13 protein-coding genes and 1 riboswitch are annotated in these 15004 nt (G+C 71.3%); of the genes, 3 read left to right on the forward strand and 10 right to left on the reverse strand.

What is annotated here, in order from left to right; genetic code table 11:
• Positions 1–317: 317 nt before the first annotated feature.
• Both ACWCQS_RS32975 and ACWCQS_RS32980 read left to right on the forward strand, forming a co-directional pair.
• Entirely contained in the window at positions 318–1454 is a 1137-nt protein-coding gene (locus ACWCQS_RS32975; RefSeq protein WP_451007850.1) for an ATP-grasp domain-containing protein, read from the forward strand.
• On the forward strand, positions 1451–2737 hold the full coding sequence (locus ACWCQS_RS32980) for an MFS transporter (RefSeq protein ID WP_451007851.1): 1287 nt from the start codon (positions 1451–1453) through the stop codon (positions 2735–2737). The genes ACWCQS_RS32975 and ACWCQS_RS32980 overlap by 4 nt, the downstream gene beginning before the upstream one ends.
• A gap of 554 nt (positions 2738–3291) precedes the next feature.
• On the opposite strand, the gene ACWCQS_RS32985 is transcribed toward ACWCQS_RS32980, so the two are convergent.
• The 6 genes from ACWCQS_RS32985 to ACWCQS_RS33010 form a co-directional block, all read right to left on the reverse strand.
• Complete coding sequence (locus ACWCQS_RS32985) at positions 3292–3489, reverse strand: hypothetical protein (RefSeq protein WP_451007852.1); 198 nt, start codon at positions 3487–3489, stop codon at positions 3292–3294.
• A gap of 72 nt (positions 3490–3561) precedes the next feature.
• Complete coding sequence (locus ACWCQS_RS32990; protein ID WP_451007853.1) at positions 3562–4212, reverse strand: thymidine kinase; 651 nt, start codon at positions 4210–4212, stop codon at positions 3562–3564.
• A gap of 46 nt (positions 4213–4258) precedes the next feature.
• The gene (locus ACWCQS_RS32995) at positions 4259–5449 is read right to left on the reverse strand and encodes an alkaline phosphatase family protein (RefSeq protein WP_451007854.1); all 1191 of its coding nucleotides are present in this window, start codon (positions 5447–5449) and stop codon (positions 4259–4261) included.
• Entirely contained in the window at positions 5449–6036 is a 588-nt protein-coding gene (locus tag ACWCQS_RS33000) for a DUF5998 family protein (protein ID WP_451007855.1), read from the reverse strand. Before ACWCQS_RS33000 ends, ACWCQS_RS32995 begins: the two co-directional genes overlap by 1 nt.
• Before the next feature lie 10 nt (positions 6037–6046).
• Complete coding sequence (locus tag ACWCQS_RS33005; protein WP_451007856.1) at positions 6047–6460, reverse strand: hypothetical protein; 414 nt, start codon at positions 6458–6460, stop codon at positions 6047–6049.
• Between the two features lie 29 nt (positions 6461–6489).
• The gene (locus tag ACWCQS_RS33010; protein WP_451007857.1) at positions 6490–9333 is read right to left on the reverse strand and encodes a bifunctional acetate--CoA ligase family protein/GNAT family N-acetyltransferase; all 2844 of its coding nucleotides are present in this window, start codon (positions 9331–9333) and stop codon (positions 6490–6492) included.
• A 179-nt stretch (positions 9334–9512) separates the two neighbouring features.
• Between ACWCQS_RS33010 and ACWCQS_RS33015 the strand changes: the two genes are divergently transcribed.
• On the forward strand, positions 9513–9794 hold the full coding sequence (locus ACWCQS_RS33015; RefSeq protein WP_184565564.1) for an HPr family phosphocarrier protein: 282 nt from the start codon (positions 9513–9515) through the stop codon (positions 9792–9794).
• Between the two features lie 147 nt (positions 9795–9941).
• On the opposite strand, the gene ACWCQS_RS33020 is transcribed toward ACWCQS_RS33015, so the two are convergent.
• From ACWCQS_RS33020 to ACWCQS_RS33035, 4 genes are all read right to left on the reverse strand, one after another.
• Positions 9942–10628 (reverse strand): GntR family transcriptional regulator, encoded by a 687-nt coding sequence (locus ACWCQS_RS33020; protein WP_451007858.1) that lies wholly within the window; start codon positions 10626–10628, stop codon positions 9942–9944.
• Between the two features lie 198 nt (positions 10629–10826).
• The gene (locus ACWCQS_RS33025) at positions 10827–11573 is read right to left on the reverse strand and encodes a M23 family metallopeptidase (protein ID WP_451007859.1); all 747 of its coding nucleotides are present in this window, start codon (positions 11571–11573) and stop codon (positions 10827–10829) included.
• Between the two features lie 13 nt (positions 11574–11586).
• Positions 11587–11747: riboswitch (cyclic di-AMP (ydaO/yuaA leader) on the reverse strand.
• A gap of 210 nt (positions 11748–11957) precedes the next feature.
• Positions 11958–13346, reverse strand: coding sequence for a M16 family metallopeptidase (locus tag ACWCQS_RS33030; RefSeq protein ID WP_451007860.1), 1389 nt, complete (start codon positions 13344–13346; stop codon positions 11958–11960).
• Complete coding sequence (locus ACWCQS_RS33035) at positions 13343–14737, reverse strand: M16 family metallopeptidase (protein WP_451007861.1); 1395 nt, start codon at positions 14735–14737, stop codon at positions 13343–13345. Before ACWCQS_RS33035 ends, ACWCQS_RS33030 begins: the two co-directional genes overlap by 4 nt.
• Between the last annotated feature and the right edge of the window lie 267 nt (positions 14738–15004).

Genomic DNA, 15004 nt, shown 5'->3' on the forward strand with positions numbered 1-15004 from the left:
CAACGGCCGGCGCTCGATGTTCGCCGACGCGTACGCATCGCCTTCGGTGCCGCAGTCGAGAGTGTCGCCGTGCGGGCGTTCACCCAGCCACCCACCGTCCTTGAGACAGCGGAGATGAGACGGCCGACATGTACGAGCACACTTCCGGTCGCCCAAGGTTGATTCTGGCCGACGGCCCTGGGGGACCACCCCCGCAGTGGTTCCTGCCCCGGCTCTGCGAGCGATACGAACTTCACGTTCTGCGGCGCCCGCTCGAGGATCCGGCCGCGGATCGCGATCGGGCGGGTCAGTTCAGCGCCTGGTGCCACCAGGAGGTAGTGGACCCGGAGACGCCGTTCCGGCAGGCAATCCTTGAGCACGCCGGAAACTGGCACCCGCACGGTGTGCTGTCGTTCAGTGAGTTGCTCGTCGAGCAGGCGCACATGGCCGCCTCGGCACTGGGTCTGCCCGCCAATCCCTCCCACGCACTGCCGGCCCTGCGGGACAAGTATGTTCAGCGGGAGCTCCTGCAACGGGCCGGCGTTCCGGTGCCGAGGTACGCCGGCGTCGACGGACTCGACCAGCTCAGGCACGCGCTGGCGCTGGTAGGCGGTAACGCCGTCCTGAAGCCGGTGGCAGGCGTGGGCAGCATGGCGACCCATCCTGTCAGCGCTTCCTCCGATCTGGCGCAGATCTGGGAGACCGCCCGGAGTGAATACCTGGCCGACCCTCGCGGGAACGGCAGGCCCGTGTTCATCCTGGAGGAGCGTCTCATCGGCCGCCCCTGGCACACCGACCCCCGCTATGGCACATACGTCAGCGTGGAGTCCCTGGTCCAGTCAGGGGAGATCATGCATCTCGCCGTGACCGACAAGCTGCCGCTGACCGAGCCCTTCCGGGAGAACGGCGGAATTCTGCCGTCTTCGCTGGGAGCGGCCGACATCGCGCGGTTGCATGCTGCGGCAACCGATGCGATCCGCGCCATCGGTCTTACCGACTGTGCGGTGCACACGGAGTTCATGCTCACTGCGGACGGCCCCAGGGTGATCGAGGTGAACGGCCGTATCGGGGGAGGAGTCACCGAGCAGCTGTTCCTCTCGTCCGGCTATGACGTCGTCCTCGCGATGGCAGCAGTCGCCACGGGAACGCCCGCTCCAGAGGCGCGGCCGGCCAGACGCAGTGCAGCGATCATGTTGCCGCAGGCTCCTGGAGAAGAGGCACGCCTGTCCCGAGTCCCCGAAGCAGCGGAGGTTCTGGCGCTCCCCGGTGTGGTCTCGGTGCAGATCAACTACTCAGTCGGACAACGTCCGGAGTGGGAGCGTGGCACTGCCGCTGGTACGCTCGCTCGCGTCTTCGCCGCAGCCGACCAGCCCGAGGTCCTCCTTTCCACCTTCGATGAGTTGTCCTCCTCGCGGTTCTTCTCCTTTGAACCCGTTGTGGAAGCCGAGCAGTCGGCCCCCCTTTCGATCCGGTGAGCAAGGGACGTTCGGCCGCTCTCCGATTCGGCGGGCGTGAAGCCGTCGGGAGCTGGCTGCTGGTCGTGCTGCTGGTGGACAAGACCGGCGCCGGCCTCTGGCAGACTTCCGCGGCTCTCTACTTCACCCATGTCGAGGGCCTCAGCCCCCGAAGTATCGGGCTGTTGCTGGGGATGGCGGGCACGGCCGGTATGGCGGGTGCCCCGCTGGCCGGATGGCTGGCCGATCACGTCTCGCTGCGGGGACTGGCCTTGGCGGGATATGTATACCGGGCGGGAGCCGCGGTCACACTACTGGTCTGCCATCAATTCTGGTCACTGCTCGCGGTGATGACGCTCGGAAGCGTCGGTGACCGAGCGGCAGCGGTGCTGCAGCGGTTGCTCGTGGCCAGGGTCGGCATGGACGATCGGGTGCGCTTTCAAGCCAAGGCGAGGGTGGCCACGAATATCGGGTTCGCGCTCGGGGCCCTGGGTGCCGGAGCGGCCGAGGCAGTGGGGACGGACCTCGCCTTCCACGTGATCCTGTTGACCAACGCCCTGTTCTTCGGCACCGCTGCGGTGCTGCTGCGCCGACTCCGGCTCCATGCCGCGCCTTGTGAGCCTGGTGAGGACGCGGCACCCCCGGGGGCGAAGCCGCGGTACGGCAGAGGTCCCTGGCGTGACCTCAGCTACCTGGCTTTCGTCCTGCTGGAGGCGCCGCTCTTCCTGGATGCCTCACTGTTCAATGTGGCCCTCCCGCTCTGGCTCGTATCCGCCACCCGCGCGCCGCATGAGCTAACGGCTGGGCTCTTCCTCCTCAACACCGTGTCAGTCATCGTCTTTCAGATGCGGTTGTCCCGCCTCGGCAGATCGATCGAACGCACGCAGGCGGCAGTGGCGGCGACCGGCGCGGCCTTTCTGCTGGGATGCTGTTGCGCGGCGGTGGCGGGTCACGGCGGCGCGATCACGGCGGCGATCGCTCTGTGCGGTGCCGCAGCGGCCATCACGGTGGCCGAGATGCTGCACGCACTGACTTCGTGGGAACTCGCCGTGAGCCTCGCTCCCCTGTCTTCCCGGGGCGCGTACATCGGAGTTCACGGGCTCGCCCAGTCCGCAGAGCGGGCGGGGGGTCCCCTTCTGGTCACCGGTGCGGTCCTGGCAACAGGACCGACCGGCTGGGTCACGCTGGGCTTCTGCCTGGCAGTCATATCCCTTGTGCAGTACTTCGTGGTCAGGGCACGCCGACGGAGCATGGACTCCGTTGTGCGAGCAAGGAGTCACCAGCCCCGAGTCAAGGTGTCCTGAAGAGCTCACCGCAGGATCACAAGGGCAGCGCCCATCGCCATGACAGTCATCGGTCGACGCCTCGTCGTCCCGTTCGTGTTCGCGCACACCACCTCGGCGTGCCCGGCAACAGCCTGCCGTGCGCGGTGACGGTCTTGTTGCAGTCGGCGGCGGTGGCGGTGGCCCGGGCCACTCTGGTGGACGTTGGCGTCCCAGACATCCGGCCGACCCGCCGGCCGTCGCGGAATGTCCAGGACACGCTCCGGCCGTCGGGGGCCGGTCGGTGGTGACAGTGACGGCGGCCTGGAAGCTGTCGGGCCACTGGTCGACGAGGTCGTAGGCGCCCTGGCAGCCGGCCGCGCGGGCGCCGCTGCCGCTGGGGCCGGGCCGGTGTGCGGTCGGGGAGCTGCCCTGCGGTTCGGGTCGGGTTTCTGGCGGCCCGGCCGGCTGCGGTGCGCGTGGCGGACGGGATGGCGGCGGGCGCCGTCGGCGAGCCGTGCGGGGTGGTGAGCCGGCGATCGGTTGCCGGTCGTCGCGGGCGGCGGTGCTGTCGTCGCCGGAGCCACCGAACGGCATCATCGACACGCCGAGCGCCAGTGCCGAGAGCAGCACAGCGGCGGCGAGCAGGCCGCCGCGCAGGGCGCGGCCGCGGCCGGTGCCCTCAGCCGGGGATGCGCGCCGCCTTCGGCGTGCCAGCGGCGCTCACGCCGCCGTCCCGCCTTCGTTCCGGGCCGGTCGCAGTTCTTCAGTGCGGTGATCGTCTCTTCGGTCATGAGTCCGAGGCCACTGGGCAACACACCGTCAGACGCGTCCTCCGCCGGGTTCAGAACGATGGGGCCGTCAGGTCAGCCCGACGTTACCGGCAGTACGTCAGGCGACAGTGCTGCCGCGCGCGCCGTCGCGCTCGTCATCTCCTTGCGATGATGACGGCGGCACAGGACCTCGTACCCGACGGCCTCCTCAGCCGCGCCGACGTCCCCCACCACGACCTGCTCGCCCTCGACGACCATCTTGCCGCCCACCGTGCGAGCGTTGTGGGTGGCCCGTGCCCCGCACCAGCACATCGCCTCCACCTGGAGCGTCTCGATCCGGTCCGCCAGCTCGATCAGCCGCTGCGAACCGGGGAACAGCTTGGTGCGGAAGTCGGTGGTGATGCCAAAGGCGAACACATCGAGGTCCAGATCGTCAACGATCCGGGCCAGCTGGTCGATCTGCTCCGTGAACAAGAACTGGGCCTCGTCCACGATGACGTAGTCGACCTTGCCGCCGAGCGACATACGCTCCACCACGAACGCATAGAGATCCAGCCCGGGTGTTGCCTCCACCGCGTCGGTCACCAGCCCCAGGCGCGACGACAGCTTGCCGGTCCCCGCGCGGTCCTCCCGTGTGAAGATCACGCCCTGCAGTCCGCGAGCCGAACGGTTGTGCGCAATTTGAAGCGCCAGAGTCGACTTCCCACAATCCATCGTTCCGGAGAAGAACGCCAGCTCGGGCATGAGGAGTTGAGCACCTTTCGGCGAGAGGTCGTGCGGGTCGGGAGGGTCAGGAGCGTACTTCGAGCAGCGGGATCAGCTGCTCGGCGGGCGTCATCGAACCGTGGTTGCCCACCAGCGACGATTCCTTGGGCTCCCGCTCGGACGCGATGATCAGGACGTCGTCGTACGCGGCCGCGACCACGTCCCCGAGCCGGGGGTACACCCGTTCGTCGATGTGCGGCCCGAACCAGCCCGCCGCGATCGCCTCGTCCCGCGAGGCCACCCAGAACTGCTCGCCGAGCACCTCGCGCCAGACGGTCAGTACGTCGTTCTCGGCGCCCGGCACCGCGTACACGTGCCGCGCCCGGCCCTCGCCGCCCAGCAGGGCGACCCCGGCGCGCAGCTCCCAGTCCGTGTCGAAGTCGATGCGGTGCTCGTCGTCGAACGGGACGTCGACCATGCCGTGGTCGGCGGTGACGTAGAGCGCGCTGCGGGGCGGCAGTTGCTCGGCGAGGCGCTGGGCGAGCCGGTCGACGTACATCAGCTGGCCGCGCCAGGTGTCGGAGGCGACGCCGTAGCGGTGTCCGGCGCCGTCCAGCTCGGAGTAGTACGTGTAGACCAGCGAGCGGTCCCCGGCGGCCAGTTGCTCCGCCGCGAGGTCCATGCGCTCCTCGCCGCTGAGCCGGCCGTGGAAGCTGCCGCCACTGAGCGCGATCTTGGTGAGCGGGGTGTGCTCGAAGATGGGCGAGGTCACCTGGGCGGCGTGCACCCCGGCCGCCTGGGCCAGCTGGAAGACGGTGGGGTACGGCTGCCAGGCGCGCGGATCGGTGTACGGCTGCCAGCGGAGCTGGTTCATCAGCTCGCCGGTGGCCGGGTTGCGCACGGTGTAGCCGGGCAGGCCGTGCACGCCGGGCGGCAGGCCGGTGCCGACGGAGGCGAGGGAGACGGCGGTGGTCGCCGGGTAGCCGGCGGTGAGCGGGCGGCCGGTGCCGCCGCGCGAGGTGCCGAGCAGCGAGGTCAGGAAGGGCGCCTCGTCGGCGTGCGCCCGCAGCTGTTCCCAGCCGAGCCCGTCTATCAGCAGGACACAGACCCGGTCGGCCGGGGTCAGCTCCTCGATCGTGGCCTTGAGGCCGGGGACGCCCATGCCGGCGGCCAGGGTGGGCAGCAGATCGGCGAGGGAGCCGGTGCCGTACTCGGGCAGCGGCGCGGTGTCCAGGGCGAGCGGTTCCGGGTGGTCCCAGGCGGAGAGCTGGGACATCAGCGGGCGATGTCCGCGGTCGCCTCCGAGATGGCCTGGGCGAAGGCGAGCGCCTGGCGCACCGTCTCCGGGCCGTCCCCGGCCTCGCTGACGCGCAGGCTGAGGTCGTCCGCCGTGGAGCTGCCCGTGTAGCCGTGGTCGGCGTCGCAGTTGGGGTCGCCGCAGGCGGCGGGCTCCAGGTCGATGCGGCTGACCGCGCCCCAGCCGATGGTCAGCACGACCTCGCGGGGCAGGGTGCCCGGCGCGTACTGCTCGGGGTTGGCGACCACCCGGCTGACCACGACCGACGAGATCCGCTCGATCTTGACGGACTCGGTGGAGGTGGTGGCGTACGGCGTCGGGGAGGTGCTGTCGGCGGCCTGCTCGTCGGTGTGGCTGACGATGAAGCGGTTGCCGGTGAGGACGAGCACGGTCACATGGCGCCGCACCTCGTTCTGATCGAAGGTGGTCTCCTGGTGGACCAGGTACGACCGGATGGGCTCGCCGCCCACAGCGGCCTCCACCGCCTCGGCCACGAGGGCCGGGTAGTAGCCGCTGCGCTCGATCGCCGCGCGCAGCCCCTGGGTCGTCGTACTGGTCTTGGCCATGGCGTCCATCCTAATCCGTGGGCATGGGGGGTCCGGTCCAGTCACGAAGACCGGGGTCGGCCTGCGCACGCGCGCGTGGGCGCCGCGGAACGAGCCCCGGCAGGATGTCCAGCCCCTGCGCGGCGATCAGACAGGAGACGGGTTCGGGTCCGCCGCCGTCCGCCTCGAACGCGACCACGACGGGCAGTGTTTCGCCCAGCGCTCGCCGCAGGCGTGCCGCCTCCTCGGCGGCGGGCTCACGGAAGACGGGGTCCTGGAAGGCGGAGGGGCACGCGACGAAGCCCGGGTCGGTGAAGACGATCTCCAGGCCGTGGTGATACGTGAGGTCGTATCCTGCGGCCAGCCGCAGCTGCCCGCCGTCCCAGACGATCACTTCCCAGTCCCACCAGCTGCCCTCGGGCAGCGGACGGCCGGCGATCTCCATGCGGTCTCCCTCCCCTGATCAGTAGGTGATCAGTAGGCCGGCATGGTGCGCGGGCCCAGGTCGTCGCGGGCCGGTGGGGGCGCGAGCCGTACCGTGGCGCTGAGGACGCTCACGCCGTGCGGGGCGACGACGACCGGTTCCAGGGTGACGGCGACCACCTCCGGATGGTCGTCGACCAGCCGGGACACCCGCAGCAGCAGTTCCTCCAGCGCCGGGGTGTCGACGGGCGTGGAGCCGCGCCAGCCGAACAGCAGCGGTGCCGTACGGATCGACCGCACCAGCGAGGTCGCCTCCCGGTCGGTGACCGGGACCAGCCGGTGCGCCATGTCGCCGAGCAGCTGGGAGGCGGCCCCGGCCAGCCCGAAGGACAGCACGGCCCCGGCCGCCGGGTCGATCACGGCCCGTACGACGGTGTCGACGCCGCGCGGTGCCATGCCCTGCACCACCGGCCGCAGCTCCTCCGGCGTGCCGAACAGCTCGGTCAACTCGGCGTACGCCCGGCGCAGTTGCTCCTCGTCCGCGAGGTCGAGGCGTACGCCGCCCAGGTCGGCGCGGTGTCTGAGGTGCGGAGCGGTGGCCTTGAGGGCGACCGGGTAGCCGAGGGCGCGGGCGGCTTCGGCGGCGGAGTCGGGAGTGGGCGCGGGCAGCGCGCGCCGCACGGGGATGCCGTACTTGCCGAGCAGCTCGCAGGTCTCCGCGTCGGAGATCGTGAGCCCTTGCCCGCGCGCGAGCAGCTCACCGATCAGCCGCGCGGCCCCCTTCTCGTCGATGTCGTCGTACTCGGGCACCTTCCCCGGGTCCATGGCCTCCCGCCGCCACTGCCCGTACTTGACGGCTTCGGCCAACGCCCGCACGGCACGTTCGGCGGCGGGGTAGGCGGGGATGAGGTGCATGCCCTCCGGAGGACTGGCCGCACCCGCTCTCGCGGTGGGCAGGCGTTCCGCAGCACGGAACAGGCGGGCACCGCCCTCGGTACCGGGTGCCTTGTCAACGGCCGCGGGTGCGGTACTGGCCGCTGCCGACAAGGCCTCCGCAAGCCCCCCGAGCTCCACATGCACCACCAGCACCGGCTTCCCCGGAACGGCAGCCGCGGCCGACCGCAACGCCTCCGCCAGCTCCGCATCCCCCGGCGACGCTTCCCCGATCGCGGGGATCGCCGTCACCACGACGGAGTCGCACGACTCGTCGGCCAGCGCGGCGCCCAGCGCCCGATGGAAGTCCTCCGCCGTCGCCCCCGTCGTCAGGTCCAGCGGACGCGAAGGCCGCAGCCCCTCCGCCAGACACCGGTCGTACGTCAGCACGCCCAGCGACTCCGAGTTCCCCAGGATCGCCACCCTCGGCCCCGCCGGCAGCGGCTGCCGGGCGAGCAGCAGCCCCGCGTCGACCAGCTCGGTGATCGTGTCGACCCGGATCACCCCGGCTTGCCGCAGCAGCGCGGAGACGGTGGCGTGCGGCAGCCGGGTGGCCCGCACCGCGTGTCCCTGCGGCGTGGAACCGTCCCCCTGCACCACGACCAGCGGCTTCGCCGCCGCCGTCCGGCGCGCGAGGCGCGTGAACTTGCGCGGGTTGCCGATGGACTCCAGGTACATGAGGGCGACGTCGGTCTCGGGGTCGTCGTACCAGTACTGGAGGACGTCGTTGCCGGAGACGTCCGCGCGGTTGCCGGCGGAGACGAAGGTGGACACGCCGGTGACCCCGGTGACCCCTCCGCCGCGCCGGTGCAGCCGGGACAGCAGGGCGATGCCGATGGCGCCGGACTGGGCGAACATCCCGATACGGCCGGGGCGGGGCATCTCCGGGGCGAGGGAGGCGTTGAGGCGCACGTCCGGCGCGGTGTTGATGATCCCGAAGGCGTTCGGGCCGATGATCCGCATGCCGTACGCGCGTGCCTGCCGCACGAGGGCCCGCTGCCGCTCGCGCCCCTCGGGCCCGCTCTCGGCGTACCCGGCGGAGAGCACGACGAGCCCCTGCACCCCGTGTTCGCCGCACTCGGCGACCACGGCGGGAACGTGCTCGGCCGGTACGGCGACCACGGCGAGGTCCACCGGACCGCCGATGTCCCGCACGCGCCGGTAGGCCGGCACCCCGTCGACCTCACCGAGGCTTTCCGGGAAGGCCTTGTTCACGGCGTGCAGCAGGCCGCCATAGCCGGCGTCCCGGATGTTGCCGAGGACGCTGCGGCCCACGCCGCCGGGGGCGCGGCCCACGCCGACCACCGCCACCGAGCCGGGCATGAGCAGCCGCCGTACCGAGCGGGCCTCGGCGCGCTGCTCGCGCGCTCGCTGCACGGCGAGGGAGCGGTCGGTGGGTTCGAGGTCGAACTCCAGGCGGACGACGCCGTCCTCGAAGCTGCGCTTCTGGGTGTAGCCGGCGTCCGTGAACACCTTGATCATCTTGGTGTTGGCGGGCAGCACCTCGGCGGCGAAGCGGCGGATGCCGCGCTCGCGGGCGACCGCCGCGATGTGTTCCAGCAGGGCGGAGGCGACCCCGCGGCCCTGGTGCGCGTCCTGCACCAGGAAGGCGACCTCGGCCTCGTCGGCGGGCGCCGAGGCGGGCATGCCGTCGGCGCCGATGCGGTCATAGCGTACGGTGGCGATGAACTCGCCGCCGATGGTGGCCGCGAGTCCCACCCGGTCCACAAAGTCGTGGTGCGTGAAGCGGTGGACGTCCTTGGCGGAGAGCCTGGGGTACGGCGCGAAGAAGCGGTAGTACTTCGACTCGTCCGAGACCTGCTCGTAGAAGCTGACCAGGCGGTCGGCGTCATCAACGGTGATGGGCCTGATGCGCGCGGTACCACCGTCGCGCAGCACCACGTCCGCCTCCCAGTGGGCGGGGTACTGGTGCCGGTCCTGCCGGTCCGCCGAGGTCTGCATGGGCCCCAGAGTACGGCTCGCGTCCGACAACGGCGCAGGGCAGTCTGTGGAGGACGGAAGCCGGAACCGAGGCCGCGGTTCCGACGCCACGCCGGGGCGGACGAAGGTCCGCTCCGGGGCATGCTTCGCGATATGGGAAACTGGTCTAGACAACCCTGAAGACTGAAGGGCAGCAACACATGGCTGAGCGCCGCGTCAACGTCGGCTGGGCCGAGGGCCTCCACGCCCGCCCCGCCTCCATCTTCGTCCGAGCCGCCACGGCCGCAGGCGTCCCGGTGACGATCGCCAAGGCTGACGGCAACCCCGTCAACGCGGCCTCCATGCTGGCTGTCCTGGGCCTGGGTGCCCAGGGCGGCGAGGAGATCGTGCTGGCCTCCGACGCCGAGGGTGCGGACGTCGCCCTCGACCGTCTGGCCAAGCTGGTCTCCGAGGGTCTCGAGGAACTGCCCGAGACGGTCTGAACAGCAGCACGCTGACACACCGGAGCCGCGTCGCCCTTTTCGGGCGGCGCGACTCTGCGTTTCCGGGCTCTTTGCGCACACACCGGAATTGAGGCAGCGGGAAATGCTGCGCAGCCGAATACCTCTTCTTTGTATACGGCGCCCGTGTTAATGCTGGAGGCCCGACATGTTTACGGCGTGTTGCGAAGTCCTCACACGCTCGCCGGCCCCGGAAAAGCGCAGCCGGTGCACGGCCGTCGCGCGCTCGGTGTGCAGCGCCGTGAGCGCCCGCGCGCGCTCCCCGTCGCCGCGCGCCACCGCGTCGACGATGGCGCCGTGCTCCGTCCAGTAGTCCACCGGGCTGGACGGCGCCTCCACCGCGTACATCCAGGCGATCTTGTGCCGGAGCTGGCTGAGCATCGCGGTCAGCGAGGGGCTGCCCGAGGCCTGGGCGAGCGTCTCGTGGAACCAGCCGCCCAGCGAGCGCAGATCGTCGCTGTTGCCCCTGCGGGCCCGCTCCTGGCCCAGCCTGACCAGGCCGCGCAGCACCTTCAGATGGGCCTCGGTGCGCCGCTGGGCGGCCCTGGCGGCGCCGAGCGGCTCCAGCAGCAGGCGCATCTCCAGCAGGTCGGCGGCCTCCTGCTCGGTCGGCTCGGCCACGCACGCGCCTGCGTGCCGTCGGGTCACCACGAAGCCCTCGGCCTCCAGGGTGCGCAGGGCCTCGCGGACGGGGACGCGCGAGACGCCGTAGCGGCGGGCCAGGACTTCCTCGGTCAACCGGCCGCCGCGCTCGTAGACACCCGCGACGATGTCGTCCCGGATGGCCGTGCACACCGAGTGCGCCGGAATACGCATGACCGACCTCCGCCTTAATCCCCGTGAAACGTCGACGATGGACGCCTGTCCCGTGACTCTATTCCAATGAGCCGCAATTTCCGACGGCGGGCCAGAATCCATGGATATTTTTTGGTCAGCGGATCGGGTGCGCCCCTGAAAAGACGACGAAAGCCCCGGCTCGGTGAGCCGGGGCTTCGCATGCCGCGCGATGAGGCGTCAGACGTTCACGCCGTGCTTGCGGAGGTAGGCGACGGGGTCGACGTCCGAGCCGTAGTCGGGGGTCGTACGGGCCTCGAAGTGCAGGTGCGGGCCCGTGGTGTTGCCGGTCGCGCCGGACAGGCCGATCTGCTGGCCCGGGGTGACCTGCTGGCCCACCGAGACGCCGATCGACGACAGGTGGCCGTACTGGGTGTACATGCCGTCGGCCATCTTGATCACGATCTGGTTGCCGTACGCGCCGCCCCAGCCGGTGGAGACGACGGTGCCGGAGCCGACCGCGTGCACCGGGGTGCCGCTCGCGGCGTGGAAGTCGATGCCGGTGTGCGAGCCGGAGGACCACAGCGAGCTGCTCGCCCTGTAGCCGGTGGAGACGTAGGAGTTCGCGATCGGGACGACGAAGGCGTTCATCAGGCGCTTGCGCTCGGCCTCCCGGGCGGCGCGGGCCCTGGCCTCGCGCTGCTCCTTCGCCCTCTTCGCCGCGGCCTCCTCGGCCGCCTTCTGCTCGGCGGCCCGCTGCTGCGCGGCGGCCTGCGCGTCGATGTGCTCGGCCACGTCGTCACTCAGGGTGAGGACCGGCGTGAGGCCGGTCTGCTCCACGGTGTTCTCGGCGGCGAGCGCCGGGGAGGCGGCCAGGGTGCCGATGACACCGGTGGTGGTGAGGGCCGCGATGCCTGCCGCCTGAGCGGTGGTGCGCTTGACCCGGCCGGGCTTGCGGTGCTTCCCGGTGGCGCACATGAACGCCATGGAGTGGCTGGTCCTTTCCTTCCTTCTCGCCTACCGGGTTAGCTGACGGGTTCGGAGCAGGAAGGTCTCCTACGGGCCCCCTCGCCAAGCGCGGGCGCCCGATTCACCCCAGGGACTGCGTGGGTCCCCGGCTCCCCTGGCTCGCGCCGTACGGGGACTCGGCGATGGCTGTCCGGTGCCGCGGGTGCGGCGCACTACCGACGAACAGCCCGGGTGACGCTACGTAAGCCTGCTTTCGAACCCCAAACGGATCCGGGCTTTTGTAGCGCATCCCACAGGGCAGACAGGCAACCTCCGCCTCAAATCGGGCATCCCGAAAAAGGAGTGAGAACGGCAGGGGCCCTGACGGTCCGTAGACCGTCAGGGCCCCACGCACGCGTGCGGTCACTCGGCCGCCACGACCGTCACTTCACCGATGCCGAGCGCCTCCACCGGTGCCTTGATCTGGGAGGCGTCACCGACGAGGACGGTCACCAGACGGTCCACCGGGAAGGCGTTCACGACGGCCGCCGTGGCCTCCACCGTGCCCGTCGCGGCCAACTGCTGATAGAGCGTCGCCTGGAAGTCGTCGGGCAGATACTGCTCGACCTGGTCGGCCAGCGTGCTCGCGACGGCCGCCGCGGTCTCGTACTTGAGCGGCGCCACCCCGACGAGGTTCTGCACGGCCACGTCCCGCTCGGCGTCGGTCAGACCGTCCGCCGCGAGGGTGCGCAGCACCTTCCACAGGTCCTCCAGCGCCGGGCCGGTGTTGGGGGTGTCCACGGAGCCGCTGATGGCGAGCATCGAGGCGCCCGTGCCGTCCGGCGCGGACCGGAGGACCTGGCCGAACGCGCGCACACCGTAGGTGTAGCCCTTCTCCTCCCGCAGGACGCGGTCCAGGCGGGAGGTGAGGGTGCCGCCGAGGCAGTAGGTGCCGAGCACCTGGGCGGGCCACACCCGGTCGTGCCGGTCGGGGCCGACGCGGCCGATGAGCAGCTGCGTCTGCACGGCGCCGGGCCGGTCCACGATGACCACGCGCCCGGTGTCGTCGGCGGTCACCGGCGGCACGGGCCGCGGCTCGCCCGGCGTGCCGGTCCAGGCGCCCAGAGTGTCGCCGAGCAGCGCGTCCAGGTCGACCCCGGTGAGGTCGCCGACCACCACTGCGGTGGCCGTGGCGGGGCGTACGTGCCGGCCGTAGAAGGCGCGTACGGCGGCGGCGTCGATCTTCTCGACGGTCTCCTCGGTGCCCTGGCGGGGGCGCGACATGCGCGAAGCCACCGGGAACAGCTCCTTGGAGAGCTCCTTGGCGGCCCGGCGGGAGGGGTTGGCCAGCTCGTGCGGGATCTCGTCCAGGCGGTTGCGGACCAGCCGCTCCACCTCGCTGTCGGCGAAGGCGGGCGCGCGCAGCGCGTCGGCGAGCAGGCCGAGGCCCTTGGCCAGGCGCGAGGCGGGGACCTCCAGGCTGAGCCGGACGCCGGGGTGGTCGGCGTGCGAGTCCAGCGTGGCGCCCGCGCGCTCCAGCTCGGCGGCGAACTCCTCGGCGGAGTGCTTGTCGGTGCCCTCGGAGAAGGCCCGCGCCATGATCGTGGCGACGCCGTCCAAGCCGGCCGGCTCGGCGTCCAGGGGCGCGCCCAGCAGCACCTCGACGGCGACGACCTGCTGGCCGGGGCGGTGGCAGCGCAGCACGGTCAGGCCGTTGTCGAGCGCGGTGCGCTCGGGCGCCGGGAACGCCCAGGGCTTGGCCTCGCCGGCCTGCGGCTGGGGATGGAAGTCCATGGTGGCGAGCTCGGTCACTTGGCCGTCTCCTCGTTCTCGTTACCGGCCTCTACGGTGGCTTCCTGCTCCGGGTCCTCGGGGACGTCGGCGTCCGGGGCCTGCTCCGGGGACTTCGGTTCGTACACCAGGACCGCGCGGTTGTCGGGGCGCAGACGGGCCTGGGCGATCTCCTGGACCTCCTGCGGGGTCACCTCCAGGACGCGCTTGACGGCGGTGAGGGCGAGCTGCGGGTCGCCGAACAGGACGGCGTACCGGCACAGTTCGTCGGCGCGGCCGGCGACCGTGCCCAGCCGGTCCAGCCACTCGCGCTCCAACTGGGCCTGGGCGCGCTCCATCTCCTCGGCCGTGGGGCCCTCCTCGGCGAACCGGGCCAGCTCCTCGTCGATGGCGGTCTCGATGACCGGCACCTCGACGTCACCGGAGGTCTTCACGTCCAGCCAGCCCATGGAGGGCGCGCCGGCGAGGCGCAGCAGGCCGAAGCCGGCCGCGACGGCCGTACGGTCGCGGCGGACCAGCCGGTTGTACAGGCGGGAGGACTCGCCGCCGCCGAGGATGGTCAGGGCGAGGTCGGCGGCGTCGCACGCGCGCGTGCCGTCGTGCGGAAGGCGGTAGGCGGCCATCAGGGCGCGCGCCGGCACCTCCTCGACGACGACCTCGCGCTTCTGCTCGCCGATGACGTCCGGCAGGGAGCCCTCACGAGGGGCGGCCTTGCCGTCGTGGGACGGGATCGAACCGAAGTACTTCTCGATCCAGGCGAGGGTCTGCTTGGGGTCGATGTCGCCGACCACGGAGAGCACCGCGTTGTTCGGCGCGTAGTAGGTGCGGAAGAACTGGCGGGCGTCCTCCAGGGTGGCCGCGTCCAGGTCCGCCATCGAGCCGATCGGCGTGTGGTGGTAGGGGTGGCCCTCCGGGTACGACAGGGCGGTCAGCTTCTCGAAGGCGGTGCCGTAGGGCACGTTGTCGTAGCGCTGGCGGCGCTCGTTCTTGACGACGTCCCGCTGGTTCTCCATGGACTCGTCGTCCAGGGCGGCCAGCAGCGAGCCCATGCGGTCGGCCTCCAGCCAGAGCGCCAGCTCCAGCTGGTGGGCGGGCATGGTCTCGAAGTAGTTGGTGCGCTCGAAGCTGGTGGTGCCGTTGAGCGAGCCGCCGGCGCCCTGCACCAGCTCGAAGTGACCGTTGCCCTTGACCTGCGCCGAGCCCTGGAACATCAGGTGCTCGAAAAGGTGAGCCAGGCCGGTACGCCCCTTGACTTCGTGGCGGGAGCCGACGTCGTACCAGAGGCAGACCGCCGCCACCGGGGTCAGGTGGTCCTCGGAGAGCACCACGCGCAGACCGTTGGCCAGGCGGTGCTCGGTCGCTGTCAGGCCCCCGGAGCCTGCCTCGGCTGTGGTCGTGTGACCCATGGGCATGTACATCCCTTCGCGAGCGGAGGCGGTTGTGAAAACCGCGGTTTTCCTGCCGTTCCTGCCACTGTATGCAAACCGTGCCGGGCCTCGGCGAAGTTCCCGCGGGACGTACGCCCACAGCGGATCGCGTAGCCTGCGACTCGCGTGCCCGCAGGACGGCCGGCGGGCACCGTGCGGTGCCGGTCCGGTGTGCCTTGCGGTGCCGGGCGGACCGTGGAAGACCGGGCCATGGCCCCGGTTGTCAGTGCCGCGGTCCACAATGGTCCGCGT

Source organism: Streptomyces sp. NPDC002076, assembly GCF_053593835.1.